General features: G+C 44.1%; 18 protein-coding genes. 10 read left to right on the forward strand and 8 right to left on the reverse strand.

The window, feature by feature from the left end:
• Positions 1–111 precede the first annotated feature (111 nt).
• Complete coding sequence (gene guaB, locus ACSLP7_RS02135) at positions 112–1,584, forward strand: IMP dehydrogenase (protein WP_435577786.1); 1,473 nt, start codon at positions 112–114, stop codon at positions 1,582–1,584.
• A gap of 71 nt (positions 1,585–1,655) precedes the next feature.
• On the opposite strand, the gene ACSLP7_RS02140 is transcribed toward guaB, so the two are convergent.
• From ACSLP7_RS02140 to ACSLP7_RS02150, 3 genes are read right to left on the reverse strand one after another with little or no spacing between them, the layout of a single operon-like run.
• The gene (locus ACSLP7_RS02140; protein ID WP_291188350.1) at positions 1,656–2,165 is read right to left on the reverse strand and encodes an OmpH family outer membrane protein; all 510 of its coding nucleotides are present in this window, start codon (positions 2,163–2,165) and stop codon (positions 1,656–1,658) included.
• A 57-nt stretch (positions 2,166–2,222) separates the two neighbouring features.
• Positions 2,223–2,468 (reverse strand): hypothetical protein, encoded by a 246-nt coding sequence (locus ACSLP7_RS02145; protein ID WP_435577787.1) that lies wholly within the window; start codon positions 2,466–2,468, stop codon positions 2,223–2,225.
• Positions 2,469–2,470: 2 nt separating this feature from the next.
• Entirely contained in the window at positions 2,471–2,929 is a 459-nt protein-coding gene (locus tag ACSLP7_RS02150; RefSeq protein ID WP_435577788.1) for an SRPBCC family protein, read from the reverse strand.
• Positions 2,930–3,091: 162 nt separating this feature from the next.
• Here ACSLP7_RS02150 and ACSLP7_RS02155 point away from each other — a divergent pair, with 162 nt between their 5' ends.
• The 4 genes from ACSLP7_RS02155 to ACSLP7_RS02170 are packed head-to-tail and all read left to right on the forward strand — an operon-like array spanning position 3,092 to position 8,279.
• A complete protein-coding gene (locus ACSLP7_RS02155; protein WP_435577789.1) occupies positions 3,092–5,056 on the forward strand; it encodes a peptidylprolyl isomerase in 1,965 nt (654 codons plus the stop codon).
• A complete protein-coding gene (locus ACSLP7_RS02160) occupies positions 5,056–5,916 on the forward strand; it encodes a peptidyl-prolyl cis-trans isomerase (protein ID WP_435577790.1) in 861 nt (286 codons plus the stop codon). The genes ACSLP7_RS02155 and ACSLP7_RS02160 overlap by 1 nt, the downstream gene beginning before the upstream one ends.
• Positions 5,894–7,324 (forward strand): peptidylprolyl isomerase, encoded by a 1,431-nt coding sequence (locus tag ACSLP7_RS02165; RefSeq protein ID WP_435577791.1) that lies wholly within the window; start codon positions 5,894–5,896, stop codon positions 7,322–7,324. Before ACSLP7_RS02160 ends, ACSLP7_RS02165 begins: the two co-directional genes overlap by 23 nt.
• A gap of 1 nt (position 7,325) precedes the next feature.
• On the forward strand, positions 7,326–8,279 hold the full coding sequence (locus ACSLP7_RS02170; protein ID WP_435577792.1) for an AAA family ATPase: 954 nt from the start codon (positions 7,326–7,328) through the stop codon (positions 8,277–8,279).
• Here the strand turns inward: ACSLP7_RS02170 and ACSLP7_RS02175 are convergent.
• Positions 8,276–9,421, reverse strand: a complete 1,146-nt coding sequence (locus ACSLP7_RS02175) for a hypothetical protein (RefSeq protein ID WP_435577793.1) — start codon at positions 9,419–9,421, stop codon at positions 8,276–8,278. The two genes, ACSLP7_RS02170 and ACSLP7_RS02175, sit on opposite strands and share 4 nt — an antisense overlap.
• 24 nt (positions 9,422–9,445) lie before the next feature.
• Here ACSLP7_RS02175 and ACSLP7_RS02180 point away from each other — a divergent pair, with 24 nt between their 5' ends.
• Together ACSLP7_RS02180 and ACSLP7_RS02185 are read left to right on the forward strand one after the other, a co-directional pair.
• Complete coding sequence (locus ACSLP7_RS02180) at positions 9,446–10,582, forward strand: acyltransferase family protein (RefSeq protein WP_435577794.1); 1,137 nt, start codon at positions 9,446–9,448, stop codon at positions 10,580–10,582.
• 172 nt (positions 10,583–10,754) lie between these two features.
• Entirely contained in the window at positions 10,755–13,019 is a 2,265-nt protein-coding gene (locus tag ACSLP7_RS02185) for an aconitate hydratase (protein ID WP_435577795.1), read from the forward strand.
• Positions 13,020–13,071: 52 nt separating this feature from the next.
• Here the strand turns inward: ACSLP7_RS02185 and ACSLP7_RS02190 are convergent, their stop codons facing one another.
• The 3 genes from ACSLP7_RS02190 to ACSLP7_RS02200 are packed head-to-tail and all read right to left on the reverse strand — an operon-like array spanning position 13,072 to position 16,343.
• On the reverse strand, positions 13,072–13,914 hold the full coding sequence (locus tag ACSLP7_RS02190) for a sugar phosphate nucleotidyltransferase (RefSeq protein ID WP_435577796.1): 843 nt from the start codon (positions 13,912–13,914) through the stop codon (positions 13,072–13,074).
• Positions 13,911–14,981 (reverse strand): mevalonate kinase family protein, encoded by a 1,071-nt coding sequence (locus ACSLP7_RS02195; RefSeq protein WP_435577797.1) that lies wholly within the window; start codon positions 14,979–14,981, stop codon positions 13,911–13,913. The genes ACSLP7_RS02190 and ACSLP7_RS02195 overlap by 4 nt, the downstream gene beginning before the upstream one ends.
• Positions 14,982–14,984: 3 nt before the next feature.
• A complete protein-coding gene (locus ACSLP7_RS02200) occupies positions 14,985–16,343 on the reverse strand; it encodes a Gfo/Idh/MocA family protein (RefSeq protein ID WP_435577798.1) in 1,359 nt (452 codons plus the stop codon).
• A gap of 134 nt (positions 16,344–16,477) precedes the next feature.
• Here ACSLP7_RS02200 and ACSLP7_RS02205 point away from each other — a divergent pair, with 134 nt between their 5' ends.
• From ACSLP7_RS02205 to ACSLP7_RS02215, 3 genes are all read left to right on the forward strand, one after another.
• Positions 16,478–17,143 carry a Crp/Fnr family transcriptional regulator gene (locus tag ACSLP7_RS02205; protein ID WP_272833452.1) on the forward strand — a complete coding sequence of 222 codons (666 nt, stop codon included), beginning with the start codon at positions 16,478–16,480 and terminating at the stop codon, positions 17,141–17,143.
• Positions 17,144–17,212: 69 nt separating this feature from the next.
• Entirely contained in the window at positions 17,213–18,280 is a 1,068-nt protein-coding gene (locus ACSLP7_RS02210) for a hypothetical protein (protein ID WP_272833451.1), read from the forward strand.
• 51 nt (positions 18,281–18,331) lie between these two features.
• Complete coding sequence (locus ACSLP7_RS02215; protein ID WP_435577799.1) at positions 18,332–18,940, forward strand: TlpA family protein disulfide reductase; 609 nt, start codon at positions 18,332–18,334, stop codon at positions 18,938–18,940.
• Here ACSLP7_RS02215 and ACSLP7_RS02220 read toward each other — a convergent pair.
• Positions 18,907–19,623: a lycopene cyclase domain-containing protein gene (locus ACSLP7_RS02220; RefSeq protein ID WP_435577800.1), complete on the reverse strand. Its 717-nt coding sequence runs from the start codon at positions 19,621–19,623 to the stop codon at positions 18,907–18,909. The two genes, ACSLP7_RS02215 and ACSLP7_RS02220, sit on opposite strands and share 34 nt — an antisense overlap.
• Positions 19,624–19,625 lie beyond the last annotated feature (2 nt).

The following is a 19,625-nucleotide window of genomic DNA, read 5'->3' on the forward strand; positions in this document are numbered from 1 at the left end:
GCTGTAGTTTTATTAAGGAATTCTTTACATTCGCTCTCGCCGATTTTTGGTATATTTGCATGCAATTAAATAAAATTCAACGTTCGGTTACGGGCATCAGATTTAATTGCAATGACAGCACATCAAAACAAAATAGTAGGAGAAGGTCTTACTTACGACGACGTTCTACTTGTTCCAGCCTATTCACAGGTACTTCCCAGAGACGTTTCTATTCAATCCAAGTTTACGCGTAATATCACGCTAAACGTTCCTATTGTATCCGCAGCTATGGATACGGTAACAGAGGCGCGAATGGCCATTGCTATGGCTAGAGAAGGTGGAATTGGTGTTTTGCACAAGAACATGACCATTGAGCAACAAGCCACTAAGGTACGTCGTGTAAAGCGTGCGGAAAGTGGAATGATCATCGATCCGGTTACCTTGCCGCTAGATGCCAAAGTAATTGATGCGAAAAACAGCATGCGCGAGCACAGCATTGGAGGTATTCCAATTGTAGATGGCCAGGGCAAACTCAAAGGTATTGTTACCAACCGTGATCTGCGTTTTGAAAAGAACAATGAGCGTCCTATCGTTGAGGTAATGACCAGTGAGAACTTGGTGACCACGCATGAAGGAACTTCCCTTATGGATGCCGAAGAGATCCTACAAGACAACAAGATTGAAAAGTTGCCTGTAGTGACTAAAGAGAACACCTTAATCGGTTTAATCACTTTTAGAGACATCACTAAGCTAACTTTAAAGCCAATTGCCAATAAGGACAGTTACGGACGTTTACGCGTTGCCGCTGCAGTTGGTGTTACTGGAGATGCTGTAGAACGTGCTGCGGCCTTGGTCAATGCAGATGTGGATGCTATAGTTATTGATACTGCTCACGGTCACACACAAGGAGTTGTGACGGTTTTGAAAGACATCAAGAAACGTTTTCCAGAATTGGAAGTCGTAGTAGGTAATATTGCAACTGCGGAGGCTGCTAAGTACTTGGTAGACGCAGGAGCTGATGCTGTAAAAGTTGGAATTGGTCCAGGATCCATTTGTACCACTCGTGTTGTTGCTGGAGTTGGGTTCCCACAATTCTCTGCAGTATTGGAAGTTGCGGCCGCTATAAAGGGCAGTGGAGTTCCTGTTATTGCTGATGGAGGAATCCGTTATACTGGTGATATTCCTAAGGCCTTGGCGGCGGGAGCCGACTGTGTGATGCTCGGATCACTCTTGGCGGGAACCAAAGAATCTCCGGGAGAGACCATCATCTATGAAGGGCGTAAGTTCAAGTCTTACCGTGGAATGGGTTCTGTAGAAGCCATGTCTAAGGGTTCTAAAGACCGTTATTTCCAGGATGTAGAAGACGATTTAAAGAAACTCGTTCCAGAAGGAATTGTAGGGCGTGTTCCTTACAAAGGAGAGCTTTATGAAAGTGTGCACCAATTTGTCGGTGGTTTACGCGCTGGGATGGGGTACTGCGGAGCTAAGGACGTGCCAACGCTTCAAGAGACCGGGAAATTTGTAAAGATCACCTCTTCAGGAATTCATGAAAGTCACCCGCACAATGTGACCATCACCAAAGAGGCACCAAATTACAGCCGATAGTTATTTCAGTATAAAGCATAAAAAAAGCACTGTTTTCTAACAGTGCTTTTTTTATGAGTTGTTTGTGCTACTTATTCTTCCGTAGGTAACCCGAGTTTTTGCATTACGGCGATGGTAACATCGAATTTAGGATCCAAGTAAGCAACCGTTGCATTGCTGGTCAATACTTGCGTATACCCTTGTTCTTGTGCTACAGTCTCTAGAGCGGCTCCTACTTTCTTGTAAAGCGGTTGCATCAATTCGTTTTGCTTGAGTTGCAAAAGGGTAACTGAGTTTTGGCGAAACTGTTGCATTTCTCCTTCCAGTTCAATGATCTCGTCCTGCTTGGTCTTTTTAATGGCATCGCCATAAGTAGTTTCGTTTTTCTGGTATTGAGCAATCAACGAATCGTACTTGGCGATCTTTTGACCCAATTCAGTGTCCAATTCTTTTCCGTAAGACTCTACACCGGCCTTTACAGTTTCTAAATCTGGCATTTTGCTCAAAATATAGTCCACATCAATGGTACCTACTTTTGAAGTTTGGGCGAACATTTGAAAAGAGGTCGCCACTGCAATGATTCCTATAAGATAAAAACGCATAATTCTAATTTTTTGCAAATATAGAATTTTAGGTTACAATTACGGTGCCAATTAACACTAACTGCCCTCAGTAATGCGTTGACCGCGATGTGGTTTAAGAATTTCGCGGAGTTTCTGGGCATCGTTTAGGTCCACTATCGCAAAGGCAGCCTGCCACATTGGGGATTGTTCCAACACGCCAGTTTCGTAACATGAAAAGGGTTCACGCTCAAAGAACTCGTTCAAATGAATCACGTGATGAACCGCGGTCTGCGCCGCCGCAGGACCTCTAAAATCCCAAAGTAATCTCGCTTTTTCTGCCATGATTAAGCCTCTTCTGCTACGGAGGTGCCGTCTTCCACAAAGGCCTTGAAATCGGTCATGTATTTCAACGACTGCTTCTTAAAGGCACCAGGCATGAGCCATCCCATGAATTTCATTCCCAAGCCTTGGAATTGAAACTCACAATCAGAAACCCATTTGGTCTTCCCGTCTGGTGTGCTATCAAAACGAAGCTTTTGAATATTGTGTACGCCTTTGGTGTCGTAATTGGCCTCAAACTCATGCGGGAAATTCCGCTTGACAATAGTTTCAGTAAGACTCATTTCACGCTTGCCCATTTTGTAGTTCAAGCGCATTTGCGCGCCTTCTTCGCCAGGCTCTCCGCTGAGTTGCTCATAGCTGATAAGACCGCGTTGCCAATGCTTCATATTCTCCGCACTGTCCAATTTGGCAATAACTTCTTCTATGGGGCTGTCTATAGTAATTTCACAGGTGTACTTCATTGGTGATGATGTTTAGTTGTTGAACTGCGGATTAAAGGTAGCAAAATTCCCAGAGCGTTATTTTTTTCTTAAAAATATGCAGCCCTTGGTAGACAAGGCGTTAAATTCTTGCTTGCCCCCGGCTTTTTGCTATTTTTGCGGGTACTATAAAAAAAGTGATTCATGCTTAAAAGAAGCCTACTTAGCTTATCCTTGATTGCCATGACGCTCTTTGGAGCTCATGCCCAGCAATTGGAGGACAAGACCGTTCTTACCATTGGCGATAAAGCCATTACTGCAGGAGAGTTCATGCGTGTTTACAACAAGAACTTGAATTTGGTTACCGATGCGTCGCAACGCGAGGTGGATAATTATTTGGATCTCTATATTGACTATAAACTAAAAGTTGCCGAAGCCTATGACATGGGCTTGGACCAAACAGAGGCACATCAAACAGAATACCGCAAGTACAAGCATAAACTAGCCACGACCTATATGAACGTGGGAGAGGTTACTGATGGACTGATGAAAGAGGCTTACACCAGACAAGCAGAACAGATCCACGCCAGACATATCCTGATAAAAGTATCTGTAGACGATCTACCACAAGATACCTTGGCTGCTTACAATAAAGCCGTTAAAATCCGTCAAGAGATTTTGGATGGGAAACGCGATTTTGAGACTGCGGCCCGTCTATTTTCTGCAGACCCTAGTGCTGCTGATACGGGTGGAGACCTGGGATGGTTTTCTGTGTTCAAAATGGTCTATCAGTTTGAAACGGTTGCTTATAACACTCCAGTAGGGGAAATGTCACCCGTCTTTAGATCTCAATTTGGATATCACTTTATGGAGATCCTGGGAAGACGTCCTATGGAACAACAAGTGACGGTAGCGCATATTATGATCAGTCCAAAAGCGGACGATCCTAACTTTGATGCAGAAGCGCGTATCAATGAGATCTACAGCAATATTCAGCAAGGCGCTTCTTTTGAGGACTTGGCCAGACAATATTCAGACGATAAGAATACCGCACAAGACGGCGGAAAGCTCAGTCGTTTTGGACCGGGAATGTTAAACGCTCAAAACTTTGAACGCGCTGCTTTTGGGTTGAAGAATCCTGGTGATATGGCCAAACCTATCCAAACGGATTTTGGTTGGCACATTATAAAACTCATTGAACGTCACCCGCGTCCGACCTATGAAGATCTGGAATCTCAGTTGAAGCAAAAGGTTCAACAAGCGCAACGTCTTGATTATATTAAATCCATGTCAAAGCAGGACCTTAAGGCACGTTATAATGTTACTACTCCAGACCACGTTGTTCCTTTCTTTACAGAATTCTTGACCGACAGTATCACCAAAAAGACCTGGAAGTATACAGATAGTTTAAATCCAGCGATGAAAACAGAGATATTCAATCTCAACGGAACCAGCTTTACTTATGACGATTTTGCCCGTTTCATTGAGGAAAGACAGCGTAAATCAGCAAGACACAGCACCACCTACGGAGCGGCCAAGGTCTTCTACAGCGAATTTGAATTGTCGGCCATCCGTGATTATTTTAAAGACAATTTGGATCTAGAAGATGAAGGCTTTGCCAATATCGTTCAAGAATACAAAGAAGGACTCTTGATCTTTGATCTTATGGAAAGTGAGATCTGGGGTAAGGTTAGAAAAGACAGCACTGGTTTAGAAGCCTTTTATCAAAACCAGATCGAGACCTATCAATACAAACCCAGAGTGGTTGGATTGGTCGCATCCACACCAAATAAATCTGTTGCAAAAAAGGTTAGAAAGGCCCTAAACAGCGGCGCTACCTTAGAAGAACTCCAAGCACAGTTCAATACAGATGATGAAACTCAAGTGATCTTTAGTCAAGGAACATACCCTGAGGGACATCGCTTATTGCCTGAGAACTTCAAATTTGCTTCTGGAGTTTCTAAGGTGTACAATAAGGCTGGACAATTTACGGTTATACGAACAGACGAACTTCTAGCACCAACGGCTATCCCCTTAGATACTATTCGAGGCCGTGTAATGGGTGATTATCAGGCTGCCCTGGAATCCTCCTTCATGGAACAACTCAAGAAAAAATTTAAGGTGAACATAGATCAAGCGGTGCTTAAGGAAATTAAAGCACAACTCTAATGCTTGGAAGAAATTACTGGTTATTTGCTTTGTTTGCCGCTTTGGCGATGACTTCCTGTGATTTCTTGACAAGGGAATTGCCCTCTGAGCCTGTGGCTCGCGTAAACGACAGTTACCTGTTTAAAGAGGATCTGACCAATTTGATCCAACCCAACACCTCTGCAGAAGACAGTATTTTGATCGTGACCAATTATATCAACCGTTGGGCTACGCAGCAGTTGCTTATTGATCAGGCGCGATTGAATCTTTCTGAAACTCAATTGGCAACCTATGATCAATTGGTGGACGATTATAAAGCAGACCTGTACACCAAAGGCTATAAAAATGCTGTAGTTTCCAAGCAGCTGGACAGTTCCATTACGGAGCAGACCTATCAGCAGTATTTTGAAAAGAATAAAGAGAGCTTTGTTTTAAAGGAGCGTCTACTGAAACTGCGTTATGTCTATGTTGGGGAAGAATTCAACGCTACTGATGAGGTTGCGGATCACTTAAAAGAGTTTGATACAGAAGCTAAAGAGGCTTTGGAGGAGATCGCTTTTCAGTTCAAGCGTTACTACCTCAATGACAGTACTTGGGTACGCCAAGACGCCTTGCTTTCTGAAATACCGTTAATTGCGGTTAAAACCAATGCGGAAAAGTTAAAAAAATCTAATTTCGTAAGGCTGCAAGACTCTATAGGAGTATATTTGATCCAAGTTCAGGATGCCTTAGAAAAAGGGGATGATGCTCCGCTGGAATACGTCAGACCCACCATTCAACAAATTATACTAAACAAAAGGAAATTGGACCTCATTAAAAAATTGGAGGCCGATATTACAAAAGATGCGATCAAGAATAATGATTTCGAAGTTTATCAATAGCCGTTTATGTTTTGCTGCCTTGGCTTTAGTCGGGCTGCAAATGCAGGCGCAGGAAGTAGTAGAGGTAGATAGCACGGGTGTTGCGGCGAGTCAACAGGTCATTGATACTGTGAAGACGTTTGAGAAATTCAAAGTTGACGGGGTAAGTGCTCAAGTGGGTAAGTACATCGTTTTGGACAGTGATATCGATCGTAAATACATTCAAATAGAACAACAAGGTTTTTCAACTGCAGACATTACACGTTGCGAGCTTTTGGGAACTTTGATGGAAGAAAAACTATACGCGCATCACGCCATTCAGGACAGTGTTATCATTCCTGATGCACAGGTGAATGCTACAACAGATCAACAGATCCAATACATGTTAGCCCAGTTCAACTCAGAAGAGCAGGTCTTGAAATTCTACAAAAAGAAGTCCATGCCAGAATTGAGAGCGGAGCTGTTTCAGATCAATAAGGACAATATGTTGGCTTCTGAAATGCAAAACAAGATCATTGAAGGGGTAGAGATCACTCCAGAAGAGGTGAGAACCTTCTTTAATTCCATCCCGGTGGATGAGCGTCCGCTTTTCAGTGCTGAAGTTGAGATTGCTCAGATCGTTATTGAGCCTGAGATTCCTCAGGAGGAGATTCAGAAAGTAATTGACCGCTTGAACGAATTCAGACGCGGTATTGTAGAAAACGGTGAATCCTTTGCCACTAAGGCTGTATTGTATTCTCAGGATCCAGGATCGAGTACCAAAGGAGGTAAGATCAGTCTAAAACGCTCCGATAACTTTGTAAAAGAGTTTAAAGACGTGGCATTTTCTTTACAAGAAGGAGAGGTCAGTGAGCCTTTTGAGTCAGAATTCGGTTATCATATTTTAATGGTTGATAAGATCCGTGGACAAACGGTAGATGTACGTCACATTCTTTTGATTCCTGATGTAACTGATGAGACCGTTGCAGTGGCCAAAGCGAAGATCGAGAATATTCGTCAGCGAATAGTTGATGGCGAGTTGACCTTTGCAGAAGCAGCGAAGAGTGAATCCGACGAAAAAGAAACCAAAAATGACGGAGGACAATTGGTAAATCCCGTGAGCGGTGATACCCGCTTTGACCTCACCAAAATGGACCCTGTACTATCACAGCAGATATACAACCTAAAGGATCAAGAGGTCTCTCAAGTATTGACCGATGCAGATCGAACCGGGCGTAAAAAATTCAAGATCATCATGGTGACCGATCGTTATGATGAGCACCAAGCCGATTACTCTAAGGATTATGAAAAGATTCAGGATCTCGCCTTGAATGACAAACGTCGTAGAGCTATTGAAGAGTGGCAAGATGAAAAGATCTTAGAAACTTTCGTTAGTGTAAATCGGGATTATTACGACTGTGATTTTGCCAGCAATTGGATAAAGAATTAATATGAGTGACGTAGCAGCGATCAGCCAGTTGGTCGATAAATATAAAGCCTTAAAGACAGAGATTGCCAAAGTAATAGTAGGACAAGACGAGGTCATTGACCAAGTGCTATTGGCTATATTCTCTGGAGGACACGCGCTGCTCATTGGAGTTCCGGGATTGGCCAAAACCTTATTGGTAAACACCGTAGCTCAAACACTTGGACTGGAATTCAAACGCATCCAGTTTACACCAGACCTTATGCCCAGTGATATCTTAGGGGCAGAGATCTTAGATCAGAACAGAAATTTCACCTTTGTAAAGGGGCCTATTTTTGCCAATGTTATTTTGGCGGATGAGATCAACCGTACCCCTCCAAAAACGCAGGCAGCTTTGTTAGAGGCGATGCAAGAGCGTGCGGTGACTGTTGCCGGAAAGCATTATCCGTTGGACTTACCGTATTTTGTTTTAGCAACGCAAAACCCGATAGAACAAGAGGGAACCTATCCTTTGCCAGAAGCGCAATTGGACCGTTTTATGTTCGCGATCAACTTAAAGTACCCCACTTTTGAGGAAGAAGTATCTGTGGTAAAGAACACCACTACGGACAATCAAGTCACGGTCAATACACTGTTCAATGCTCAAGAGATCATTGGATTCCAGCAATTGATCAGACGTATTCCTGTTGCTGATAATGTGATCGAATACGCAGTGACCATGGTGGGGAAGACGCGTCCTAAGGAAGCTACCGCAACAGAGATGGTAAAGACCTATGTGGATTGGGGAGCTGGGCCAAGAGCCTCGCAGAACCTAATTTTAGCCGCTAAGGCCAACGCTGCCATCCGCGGAAAATATTCTCCAGACATTGAAGATGTACAACAAGTAGCTTACGGGGTCTTGCGTCACAGAATGATCAAGAACTACAAGGCAGAAGCAGAAGGGGTGACCATTGAGGCCATCATTAAGGACTTGTTCTAATTCTCAAAACGACTTTTAAGACGCGTATCCAAATCGGCGTCGTAGATTCCAAAGAACATACTGGCCATCATGTCCTGGCGCTCACCAGAGGTATTGTCTATTTCTAAAACCAATTCATATTGCTGATCCGCGTAGAGGGTGAAACCTTTGGCGTCGCTGTATTCAACTATTTTTTCCAAGCCCACCCGATCCTTATGATTCACAGCCTGAGCGTGAAACAACAACTCATTTGTAGTTGCGTTGATGAGTTTTAAACCTGTTGCAAAGGGATGCAAATGTGTGGCAATATGATGTACTTGCAAACTGTCTTTGATCTCCAATTGGGCCGTGATGTCGTTACGATAAGTTTGTTGACCGGGGAATACCACCCAATGCCCGCTGCGGCGCACCCCATTGGCATCTTCATAATTGTGGTTCTTGGTCTCTACGGGAATGCAAACGCTAGGGTCGTCCTTTGCAGCCTCGTTATCAAAAGGGAACAAAGGATCATAGGGCAACATCATAAAGACAGTCAAGGGTCTTAAGGGTTTAAGCTCAGGACCATCAGCCTCGTGAAATATACTCACCTTATGCCTCAGTCCAAATAAGGGACCTTGTAAATTGTGGTTTAAAACCTGGGTGGATAAATAGAGGTATTCATCAGCCCGAATCGGAAACCCAAAACCCTCTGGATAACGATAGGATTCCATTCCATTGGTCAAAGTGGCCAAACGCGGGTAATTGCTCCCAATTCTATTAGGGATCTGCCATTTGGAGTAATAGCTTTGATCGTAATAGTCCATATTGGTGTGACACATAAAGTCCTTGGAGAGTTCCGTGATACCATCCGCAGCCATAACGGAAGTCTCAAATCCGTTTACCCAAACCAAACTACTGTCTGTGGGGTTGATCTGGAAACCGCGCATGGCCTTTGGGCCTTCCATGGAGGTGTAAATATTGTCCACGTAGAATAGCGGGCTGTAAAAGTCCGTTTGCCGTTCTCCATAGCTTACTTGCCAATCTCCACTCAAGCCTAATTTAGCGAATAAGGTGGTTTTTACAATGGCTTTGTGCCGGTTGGAAAGCTGCAAATAATACAGACCTCCGCCAAGCACAGCGGCTAATGAAAGCCAGACAATTATTTTAAGTACTTTTATGCGCATAGCTACTTACAAATATATTCCTTTATGCAAATAGATTACTCCAAGCGTATTTTTGGTTTAGACCTGATGCGAGCGGTTGCCATTCTATTTGTGGTCTTTTCTCATGCGCTTTGGATAGTTCCAGAACTACCAGGATTGCCCGGCGAACTTTTACGACTCATGGGCGTCTTGGGCGTGGAGATCTTTTTTGTTTTAAGCGGATTTTTAATTGGAAGGATTCTTTTAAGGCAGTTCAGTGAAGGATACAACAAGCAAGGCGTGACCTACTTTTGGGTACGGCGTTGGTTTAGAACCTTGCCCAATTATTATTTGATCCTGTTTGTCAATATTGGGATTGTTCTTTTTATGGGGCGCAATTTGCCAGACGGTCTTTGGAAGTACTTTTTGTTCTTTCAGAATGCCTTTAGCTCCATGGACATTTTCTTTACAGAATCTTGGAGTTTACCCATAGAGGAATTCACCTATCTACTGGCGCCAATTTTGGCTTGGGCACTCTGGAAGTTCTTCAAGCTTAAAGCACAGAAAGCCTTTCTTTACACAGCAATAGGGATGATCGTATTTGGTTTGTTGACTAAGGTGTTTTATCAAACCCAAGTAGCCGAGTCTGATATGATCTTTTGGAACACTGAGCTCAAGGCCGTGATGATCTATCGTTTGGACGCGATCTTTTACGGCATGCTCGGGGCCTATGCTGCTCAATATTTTGCAGACTTTTGGACCCGTAACCGCTGGATACTTTTCCTTTTAGGAGTTCTTGGGATGCTGCTGATCAGTTTCGGGATTCCCATGTTGGGCTGGTTTATTGACAGTCATCCTTGGGTTTGGAATTTGGGTTATCTGCCTTTCTGCTCGTTAGTCATCGCTTTGTTTTTACCCATGCTCAGCGCCTGGAAAACAGCCCCGAGAATTATTCGAGGTGCTGTAACCCGCATCAGTTTGATCTCTTACAGCATGTACTTATTGCATTATTCTGTGGTGCTACAATTGCTTAAATATTTCTTACCGACTGAGCGTCTATCCCTTATTGATAAAGGGATGTATGTCTTGGTTTATTTGTCCTTGACCTTTGTGGCTTCTTATGTTTTGTATCGAATTTACGAGCGCCCGATGATGAATTTAAGAGACCACCGATTGGTAAAACGCTATTTTCAAGCCCCTTAGATTGTTAAGTCAGCAATAAAGACTCCTAGAAATTTAGAGGTTGTTCAATTTTTAATTCGGAAATTATCATTCCCGCAAATCGTAACTATACGGCTAAGTTCAGCGCATATCGGACATAAAAATCAAACGATTTTTTTGTATTTTCGCAACACTTCCAAAAAAATAGATACATATGGCATTTGACATTGACATGATAAAAAATACCTATGCGCAGATGGCGCAGAAGGTAGATGCTGCAAAAGCACTAACAGGCAAGCCTTTGACGCTGGCCGAGAAAATTCTTTATGCTCACCTTTGGGATGGGATGCCTTCCGAACCTTTTGTTCGTGGAAAGGATTATGTTGATTTTGCTCCAGACCGCATCGCATGTCAAGATGCTACGGCGCAAATGGCTTTGTTGCAGTTCATGCAGGCCGGAAAGCAAAAAGTTGCTGTACCAACTACAGTACACTGTGATCACCTGATCCAGGCCAAACAAGGAGCTGAAGCAGATTTAAAGCGCGCCAATGAGACCAGTAGTGAAGTATTTGATTTCCTAGAGTCTGTATCCAACAAATACGGAATTGGTTTCTGGAAGCCAGGAGCAGGGATCATTCACCAAGTGGTTTTAGAAAATTACGCCTTTCCTGGAGGAATGATGATCGGTACCGATTCTCACACGGTAAACGCGGGTGGTTTAGGAATGGTTGCCGTTGGAGTTGGTGGAGCTGATGCTGTAGACGTTATGGCCGGAATGCCTTGGGAGCTTAAATTTCCAAAGCTCATCGGTGTTAAATTGACCGGAGAGCTTAACGGATGGACTGCTTCAAAAGATGTGATCTTGAAAGTAGCAGGTATCCTAACGGTGAAGGGAGGAACTGGAGCCATTGTAGAGTACTTCGGGCCTGGAGCTACCAACCTTTCCTGTACAGGAAAAGGAACCATTTGTAATATGGGAGCGGAGATCGGTGCTACGACTTCTACTTTTGGATATGACGATGCTATGGAGCGCTTCTTACGCGCTACAGATCGTGAAGAAATTGCTGATGAAGCCAATAAGATCCGTGAATACCTAACAGGAGACCCTGAGGTATACGCGAATCCAGAACAATATTTTGATCAAGTGATTGAGATCAACCTTTCTGAGTTGCGTCCGCACTTGAACGGACCTTTTACACCAGACTTAGCGACTCCAGTTGGAGAGTTAGGACCTAAGGCAAAAGAAAACGATTGGCCGTTGAACGTAATGTGGGGATTGATCGGTTCTTGTACCAACTCTTCTTATGAGGATTTGACCCGAGCTGCGAGTATCGCCCAGCAGGCTATCGATAAAAAATTAAAGCCAAAGAGTGATTTTGGAATCAACCCAGGATCAGAACAAATCCGCTTTACTGCAGAGCGCGATGGTTTGCTAAGTGTATTTGAAAACTTGGGAGCGACCATCTTTACCAACGCTTGTGGTCCATGTATTGGACAGTGGGACCGTTCGGATCTACTTGGAGAAGAAAAGAACACCATTGTGCACTCCTTTAACAGAAACTTCTCCAAGCGTGCAGACGGTAACCCGAACACACACGCCTTTGTAGGTTCTCCAGAAATGGTTGCTGCAATTGCAATCTCTGGACGTTTGGATTTTGATCCTGTAAACGACACGCTTATCAACGAAGACGGTGTTGAGGTGAAACTAGACGAGCCAAAAGGACTGGAATTGCCTCCACAAGGATTTGATGTGGAAGATGCTGGTTATCTTGAGCCTGTTGAAGACGGAAGTGGAATCAACGTTGTAGTGAGCCCAACTTCTGAGCGCTTGCAACTGCTTACACCATTTGAGCCTATTCAAGACAGCGAGCTGCAAGGGGTGAAACTCTTGATCAAAGCTTTCGGGAAGTGTACTACGGATCATATTTCTATGGCTGGTCCATGGTTGCGTTACCGCGGTCACTTAGACAATATTGCAAACAACACCTTGATCGGTGCGGTGAATGCTTACAACAAAAAGACCAACTTTGTAAAGAACCAATTGGACGAGGAGTACGGAGGAGTACCTGATACCCAACGCGCATACAAGGCCAAAGGGATTCGCACTATCGTGGTTGGAGATCACAACTACGGAGAAGGATCTTCTAGAGAGCACGCGGCTATGCAGCCACGTCATTTAGGTGTAGCTGCGGTATTGGTGAAGTCTTTTGCACGTATTCACGAAACCAACTTGAAAAAGCAAGGTATGCTTGGATTGACTTTTGCTAACGAAGCAGATTACGACCTGATTCAAGAGGACGATACCTTCAACTTTGTGGATATTGCGGACTTTGCTCCTGGTAAGCCACTAACTATAGAAGTTGTTCACGCCGATGGATCTAAGGATACTATCATGGCGAACCACACTTACAACGCTGCTCAAATTGAGTGGTATCGTGAAGGGTCTGCTTTGAACCTGATCAAAAAACAGAACGCTTAATTAAAGCGCCTCGATATTTAAAAACCCGAAGTTGAAGCTTCGGGTTTTTTGTTTATTTCAATTGGGATCTAAAAATCGCGATATCTTCTTTAGTGGTTAGATCAGGGACGTGTTCCTTTCTTGGGATACCTAAAAGCGATTTACCATAGGATTCACGCATGAGCATAATGGCTGATGGCAGTTCTTTCTCGCTTCGGATGGGATGTTCTGGGCAGGCCACTAAATTTGGATAGATGTCTGGACCGTGAAACTTAAAGATATTCATACTTACTCTGAGGATTCCCGATTGGTCTCGATAAGCTTCTAATTGAGATAGATCCGGCTTCTCAACAATCTCAGTCAATTCGTTTTTGCTGTCTAGTTTACAAAGGGCAAAACGCGCAATTTTCTCCGCAGCAAATTCAAGTCCGTCTCTATCATAAGCAATAAAAGCCTGTTGCGCTTTTGAATTCAGAAGCTCTTGAATGGCCTTAATGCTGTATAAATTATCACTATTGCTCACCAAAAACTCTTGACTTTGCAAATGCGGTAATTGTTCCAATACTTGTTTCAGGGCATCAGCAGTTCCGTGAGGTTTCTCACGTCCTTCTGGGATGTACTGCAATGCGAAGTCTATAGCAACACCCCATCGCTCTTGATTGTAATTGTTGTCGCCATACCATTGTTTAAACTCCTCATTGACAGTCCCTGTGAGTAGTACAATATTTTCTATTCCACCTTTCGCTGCGTGCCCTATCAGATAATCTAGCACCGGACGCTCATCGCCCTGCAAAACAATTAAACACTTAGCACTGACGTTTGCCGCAGCTACTTCCGCAGCACTTAAACCAGCACTGGCTTGTGACTTCTTCATGCGGCTGGATGCGCCACCGGCTAAAATGACTAGTGTTTTCATAGGGTAAGATCTTTAGCGCCTTTGGATACCCGCGTCTCAAATACTTCAACAGCTCCTGCATCTCTAAGCGCGTTCATAATTTCTTCTTCTTTCCCTTCGGAAGCAATACAGGCAATACAACCACCACCGCCAGAACCGACGATTTTAGCGCCCAAGGCGCCCGCCTTGTTTGCAGCGGTGATCAAACGATCTATCTCTGGAGTCGTGATCTTGAGCAAGTCTTTCAGGATGCTGTGATGCTCATTCATTAAGTTTCCTATAGCTGTGGTATCAGCGTCTTGACCTTGTATACAGTCAAAGGCAGCGCGTGTATTTTCATAATTTCCGTATGCTGCAGTAAAGATCTCCTTTAGATCTTCTTCTACGTGATCCACATAATTAGCAGCGGAATGATGGGCGTATTGATCAAAGCCAGGTACGTGACTCTTGACCTGAGCTATGGCCTGATGTGAGCGTTCATTTAAGCTTCTAAGCCCTTCAAGGGTGGTCTTAGGAACGCCGGAACTGGCAATGATTAAGGACTCAAAGGGAAGCTTAAGAGACTCAAAGGTTTTATCCACTCGGGTGTTGATGTAGATAGTTCCTCCAATGGCTGAGGTATATTGGTCCATTTTACCGCCGGCTTGTCCGTGCTCTTCCACTTCAGCCAGATAAGCCATATGGCCAATTTCTGCGGAGCTGAATCGATCCAAATGGTCGGTCAATTTGAGCACCAAGGTGAGCCAACCCACCACAAAGGCAGAAGAGCTACTCAATCCTGCATTGATGGGAATATCACCGCTGATTTCGATGTCAAAACCTTTAGAGAGTTGTACGCCAACCTTATCCAACATTTTCAACCCCGATTTAATATAATCTTGCGGCTCAAAGGAATCGAGGTCCTCTTTTAAAGATAGCGTTCTTGTTTTTTTAAGATCGGTGAACTCAAAGTTCAAGGCTTGGGTCTCATTGGGCTCAGCCTTAAAAGTGATGTACCTGTCAACGGCACAAGCAATGACGGGCAATCCTAAATAATCTTGGTGATCGCCAAAGAGACAAACACGCGCAGGGGCTTTAATAATGGTCATCTTTTAAAATTGATCGCTGTTCCAGTTCCAAGGTTTGCGCTTTACCCAATTGCCCCGCGTAAAGTCTGGGAATTCTTGGGCTTCTCCGTTCGCGGCAATAGAAGCCTCAGAAAGCGGAGTTACTGCGCTCCATGCGGCAGCGTCATAAACGTCCAAAGGAGGCGCTGCATTGCGTTTGGCCGATTCTACAAAGGCGTGTAGCACAAAGAAGTCCATACCGCCGTGACCGGAACCTGTGGCTCTATCCGCGTACTTCTTCCAAAGCGGATGATCGTATTTGTCCAACCAAGGTTGAGCCTCGTCCCAGCGATGGGGGTCTGACTGTCCTTCTATATACATGCGACTTCCATCAACTTCCCACAGTCCTTCGCTACCTTGAACTCTAAAGCCAAGAGAGTAGGGACGTGGTGAGTTACAATCATGAGTCACAATGATGGTTTCTCCATTGGAAGTGCTGATCATGGAAGTGATCACATCGCCTTGTTTCCACTTAAGTTTAGCGTTGGGATGATCGGCTCCGCCTACATCCACTATGTATTTATTGAGTCCAACAGCTTTGCTGGCCATAGAAGAGATGGACACCAAACGATTACCTCGATTGATATCACACATGGCAGCTATGGGTCCTAAACCGTGAGTAGGATATACATCTGCATTGCGCAGTAAGCTGTGCTGTGTTCTCCAAGCAGATTCCGAAATTCCTTTTTCTCCAAATTCCGCACCTTTACCATAGGCAGTCTTGCCGTCGTTGAACTTTACAAAGCGAAGGTCGTGTTGGTATCCGCAGCGAAAATGCAAGAGCTCTCCAAAGACATTTTGCTTCACCATATTTAAGGCAGCCATAACGTCTCTGCGGTAGCAAACATTCTCTAAGATCATTAAATGAGACCCGGTCTCTTCATGAATATTGACCAGATCCCAGCACTCTTCCATGGTGTTGGCAGCAGAGACTTCCAAACCGACATACTTCCCAGCTTTCATAGCGTCCTTAGCCATTCGGGTGTGCCAAAGCCAAGGGGTGGAAATGATCACCGCGTCAATATCAGACATGGCGAGTAGATTCCTGTAGTCGTACTCATCTGCAGTGAATTGTTTTGCCGCAGGATGATTGTGCTTTTGTAAAAGTTCTTCTACTATAGGCATTCTGCGGATATCGGTATCGCAAACGGCAACGATGGTCACATCATCCCTATACAAGAGGTTTTGCAGGTGATTTGTGCCCCGTAATCCAACTCCAATTAGACCCACGCGAAGTATGTCTTTTAATGGATTCAGGTCTTGTGCAAAGGTAAAACTAGGTGCTAGCGCCAGGCCGGTTCCAATCAGGGCACTCTTTTTAACAAATTCTCTACGACTACTCATTCGGTGTGGTTTTAAACAAAGTTAACCATATTTCATTGTGCCTTGTAAGTAAGTGGAAAAAGCTCCGTCTAAAACAGATAACTAACCGTGGTCAACACTTTGGTGTTGATTCAGACACTACAAAAATAATTGCTATGAAGACGCTTTGGTTCTTTGAAGAGGTTAACCTGTTTTCTATGCTTTGCCCCCACAAATTCAAAGCATTCAAGAAAGATCACAGTTTCAATACCTACAAAAAACAAGATTATATCTACTTTGAAGAAGATAGTGCGAGTAAGGTCTATTTGATAGAAGAAGGCCGTGTAAAACTCGGTTATTACACAGAAGATGGCGAAGAAATGGTGAAAGCCATTTTAACCAAAGGCGAACTTTTTGGCGAGAAGGCCATTCTAGGCGAGGAGAAGCGCGATGAATTTGCGCAAGCCCTCGGCAGTACGAGCATTTGTCCTGTTGATGTAGGCACCATGCACGAACTCATGCGAGACAATCGCAGTTTTAGTTTCAGGATCTATAAGCTGATCGGTTTCCGATTGAAGCGTTTGGAGCGTCGCTTGGATTTGATTCTCTATAAGGACGCAGAAACGCGCGTCAAAGAATTCCTAAAAGAGCTGGCAGATGATTACGGCTACTGTTGTCCTTATAATGGGGATACAGTAATCAAGCATCCGTACACCCAAAAAGACATCGCCAAATTGCTGGGAACCTCAAGACCCACGCTGAATTCCATTATGAATAAATTCAAGGCTGAAGAGCTTATTGACTTTAGCAGAAACGAGATTCGTTTAAAATTTTCTGCTTAGTGTAAGCTAGCTGACATTTCTTTTTATGAGGCCGAACTAAGTTTGTATCGGTAATTAAAAACTATAATCATGAAAAGAAAAATTTTTAGCCTGTTGTTCGCTTCTTTGCTTTTTGCCGCCTGTAGCAATGATGACGACAACAATACTCCAGCACCAGATGCTGGAACTCTCCAAGGTGGTCCATTTACCTTTTTGGTAGACGGAAACCCTGACTTTGTAAGCGGCATTACTACAGACCCTGATGCGGTTGGAACCAACAGAACTTTTGTAGTCACTGACGACGCCGGAAATATCTTGGGATTGCCACCAACGATAGAAGCGCTAGAAGGTGTTGACTTTGACGGTGCTGGTGTAGGTGTTTGTCTGATTTGGTACCTGCGTTTTGAAGACGATCTTCAAGGAGCAGAAGTAGGAGCAAACGCCAACGACCTTACTGGTACTTTTGATTTATCGAACTCGATCACTGTAAACAGAAACGCAGCTCCTAACGCTGGTGTTTTGATGGGTGGTCCTTTTGAATTCTGTGTTGACGGAAGTCCTGATTTTGTTAGTGGAATTAGCACGGATCCAGCCGCTACAGGTACTAACAGAAGTTTTGTAGTAACTGATGATGCTGGAAACATCTTAGGATTGCCACCAACTCTTGAAGCCTTAGAAGGTGTTGATTTTGATGGCGCCGGAGGAGGAGTTTGCTTGATCTGGTACCTGCGTTTTGAAGATGGTCTAGTCGGAGCAGAGGTTGGTCTTAACGCCAACGATCTAGAAGGAGACTTTAGCTTATCTAACCCTATTGAGGTTGTGCGTAACGCGCCAAACGGAGGGATGATCAGCGGAGGGCCATTTACCTTCACCGTAGATGGAACTCCAGACATGGTTAGCGGAATCACTTTAGATGGTACGCAAACTGGAACGAATTCAACTTGGGTAATCACTGACGATGCTGGTAACATCTTAGGATTGCCACCGACAATGGCAGCTCTTGAGGCAGTTGACTTTGACGCTGCTGGTGTAGGAGTATGCCTAATCTGGTACTTGCGCTTTGAGGACGGCCTAGAAGGCGCAATGCCTGGCAACAATGCCAGCGATTTGGTAGGCTGCTTTAGCCTTTCCAATTCGATCACAGTTACTCGAAATTAAGGAGTAATACATTTTTGTAGTGAAGTCCCGCTAAAAGGCGGGACTTTTTTTATGCAAGGAATCGACTTATTTTTGGACTACTTATTCATGAAATTAGACCAGTCCTTTTTTAAGAAGCAATGGAGCAATATCCTTATGGTGTTGCTGATAGTTCTGTTGATCGTACCTCAAACAGGAACTCCTATTAAAGCAGGGATTCAAAGGCTGTTTGCTTTTGTTCCAGATAGCTTGCCGGACGATGAGCAACTCAGCTTAGATACGTATAACTGGCCTTTGCAAACCCTAGCAGGAGCCTCGGAGAATTTTGAGCAGTCAAAAGGCAAAGTGGTTTTGGTGAATTTTTGGGCGACTTGGTGCCCACCGTGCATAGCCGAGATGCCAGCCATGCAGGAATTGCATGATCGATTCGCCGACCGCGTGGATTTCTATTTTGTCTCCGGAGAAACTCCAAAGAAACTCCAAACTTTTATGAATAAGAAGGGTTATGAGCTGCCCGTCTATATTCAAAGCTATCAGGCGCCAGAAGTCATTAGAAGTAATTCTTTGCCTACTACGGCCGTTATTGATAAAACGGGGAAGGTGGTGCTTTTAGAAACAGGGGCCAAAGCCTGGAATGATCCAGAATTCTATGCGTTTTTAGAAGAACTGCTCACGCGTTGAGTGGCAGGGCCAGAGACATAAACAGTAATAGCCAGGACCGTTAAGAGCATTCCAAGATTGTAGATAGTGTCTTCCACTGGGATGGTGCCCATGCGCAAGCCGAGGTTTTCATCATTATTGTACCAAACCACTTGCTCTTCAATGCCTGTTCCCGTCAAAACTCCGTTGACCACAAAGAAGGGAATCAAGATCACCAAATAGGTCAAAAAGAATCGGTTGAACAGCTCAGGCCTCCAATTATACACTATTCCAAGTACTATTAAAGCGTAGCTGAAGTTTACCGCCGTATACCAAAGGTGATTCGTATACCACAGCGCTATGACTAAAACAGCGGCGAGCAGCGTGTAAATTACAGCGGTGGTCCTTTTAGACAACTTCACATTAGGCATGAGTTCAATGAGTGCGTAATGGGTAAAGATACAGGCGTAGGGAATACAGATAAAGAACAACCATTCCTCTAGGGGTAGGTTGAACAAATAGATTCCGCTTAGATAATCCGGATTGAATCCCCAGAAACCATTGACCGTAAAGGCTATGTCCCACGGAATAAAAACGGCCATCATCACCAAGACTCCCAGAAAGAACCCTTTCCAACGCTTGTAGAATTTTAAACGCGGATGGAAGCTAAACAGGAAGGGTACAATAAATGAACCTAAGTTTAACCATAGGTACAGGTACTGCATCT

Source organism: Gilvibacter sp., from assembly GCF_965601605.1.
GTDB lineage: Bacteria > Bacteroidota > Bacteroidia > Flavobacteriales > Flavobacteriaceae > Gilvibacter.

Excerpts from the sequence above, each read along its gene's own strand:
- guaB (WP_435577786.1), top strand. The coding sequence starts at position 112 with ATGACAGCACATCAAAACAAAATAGTAGGAGAAGGTCTTACTTACGAC.
- ACSLP7_RS02140 (WP_291188350.1), bottom strand. The coding sequence starts at position 2,165 with ATGCGTTTTTATCTTATAGGAATCATTGCAGTGGCGACCTCTTTTCAA.
- ACSLP7_RS02145 (WP_435577787.1), bottom strand. The coding sequence starts at position 2,468 with ATGGCAGAAAAAGCGAGATTACTTTGGGATTTTAGAGGTCCTGCGGCG.
- ACSLP7_RS02150 (WP_435577788.1), bottom strand. The coding sequence starts at position 2,929 with ATGAAGTACACCTGTGAAATTACTATAGACAGCCCCATAGAAGAAGTT.
- ACSLP7_RS02155 (WP_435577789.1), top strand. The coding sequence starts at position 3,092 with ATGCTTAAAAGAAGCCTACTTAGCTTATCCTTGATTGCCATGACGCTC.
- ACSLP7_RS02160 (WP_435577790.1), top strand. The coding sequence starts at position 5,056 with ATGCTTGGAAGAAATTACTGGTTATTTGCTTTGTTTGCCGCTTTGGCG.
- ACSLP7_RS02165 (WP_435577791.1), top strand. The coding sequence starts at position 5,894 with ATGATTTCGAAGTTTATCAATAGCCGTTTATGTTTTGCTGCCTTGGCT.
- ACSLP7_RS02170 (WP_435577792.1), top strand. The coding sequence starts at position 7,326 with ATGAGTGACGTAGCAGCGATCAGCCAGTTGGTCGATAAATATAAAGCC.
- ACSLP7_RS02175 (WP_435577793.1), bottom strand. The coding sequence starts at position 9,421 with ATGCGCATAAAAGTACTTAAAATAATTGTCTGGCTTTCATTAGCCGCT.
- ACSLP7_RS02180 (WP_435577794.1), top strand. The coding sequence starts at position 9,446 with ATGCAAATAGATTACTCCAAGCGTATTTTTGGTTTAGACCTGATGCGA.
- ACSLP7_RS02185 (WP_435577795.1), top strand. The coding sequence starts at position 10,755 with ATGGCATTTGACATTGACATGATAAAAAATACCTATGCGCAGATGGCG.
- ACSLP7_RS02190 (WP_435577796.1), bottom strand. The coding sequence starts at position 13,914 with ATGAAAACACTAGTCATTTTAGCCGGTGGCGCATCCAGCCGCATGAAG.
- ACSLP7_RS02195 (WP_435577797.1), bottom strand. The coding sequence starts at position 14,981 with ATGACCATTATTAAAGCCCCTGCGCGTGTTTGTCTCTTTGGCGATCAC.
- ACSLP7_RS02200 (WP_435577798.1), bottom strand. The coding sequence starts at position 16,343 with ATGAGTAGTCGTAGAGAATTTGTTAAAAAGAGTGCCCTGATTGGAACC.
- ACSLP7_RS02205 (WP_272833452.1), top strand. The coding sequence starts at position 16,478 with ATGAAGACGCTTTGGTTCTTTGAAGAGGTTAACCTGTTTTCTATGCTT.
- ACSLP7_RS02210 (WP_272833451.1), top strand. The coding sequence starts at position 17,213 with ATGAAAAGAAAAATTTTTAGCCTGTTGTTCGCTTCTTTGCTTTTTGCC.
- ACSLP7_RS02215 (WP_435577799.1), top strand. The coding sequence starts at position 18,332 with ATGCAAGGAATCGACTTATTTTTGGACTACTTATTCATGAAATTAGAC.
- ACSLP7_RS02220 (WP_435577800.1), bottom strand. The coding sequence starts at position 19,623 with ATGCAGTACCTGTACCTATGGTTAAACTTAGGTTCATTTATTGTACCC.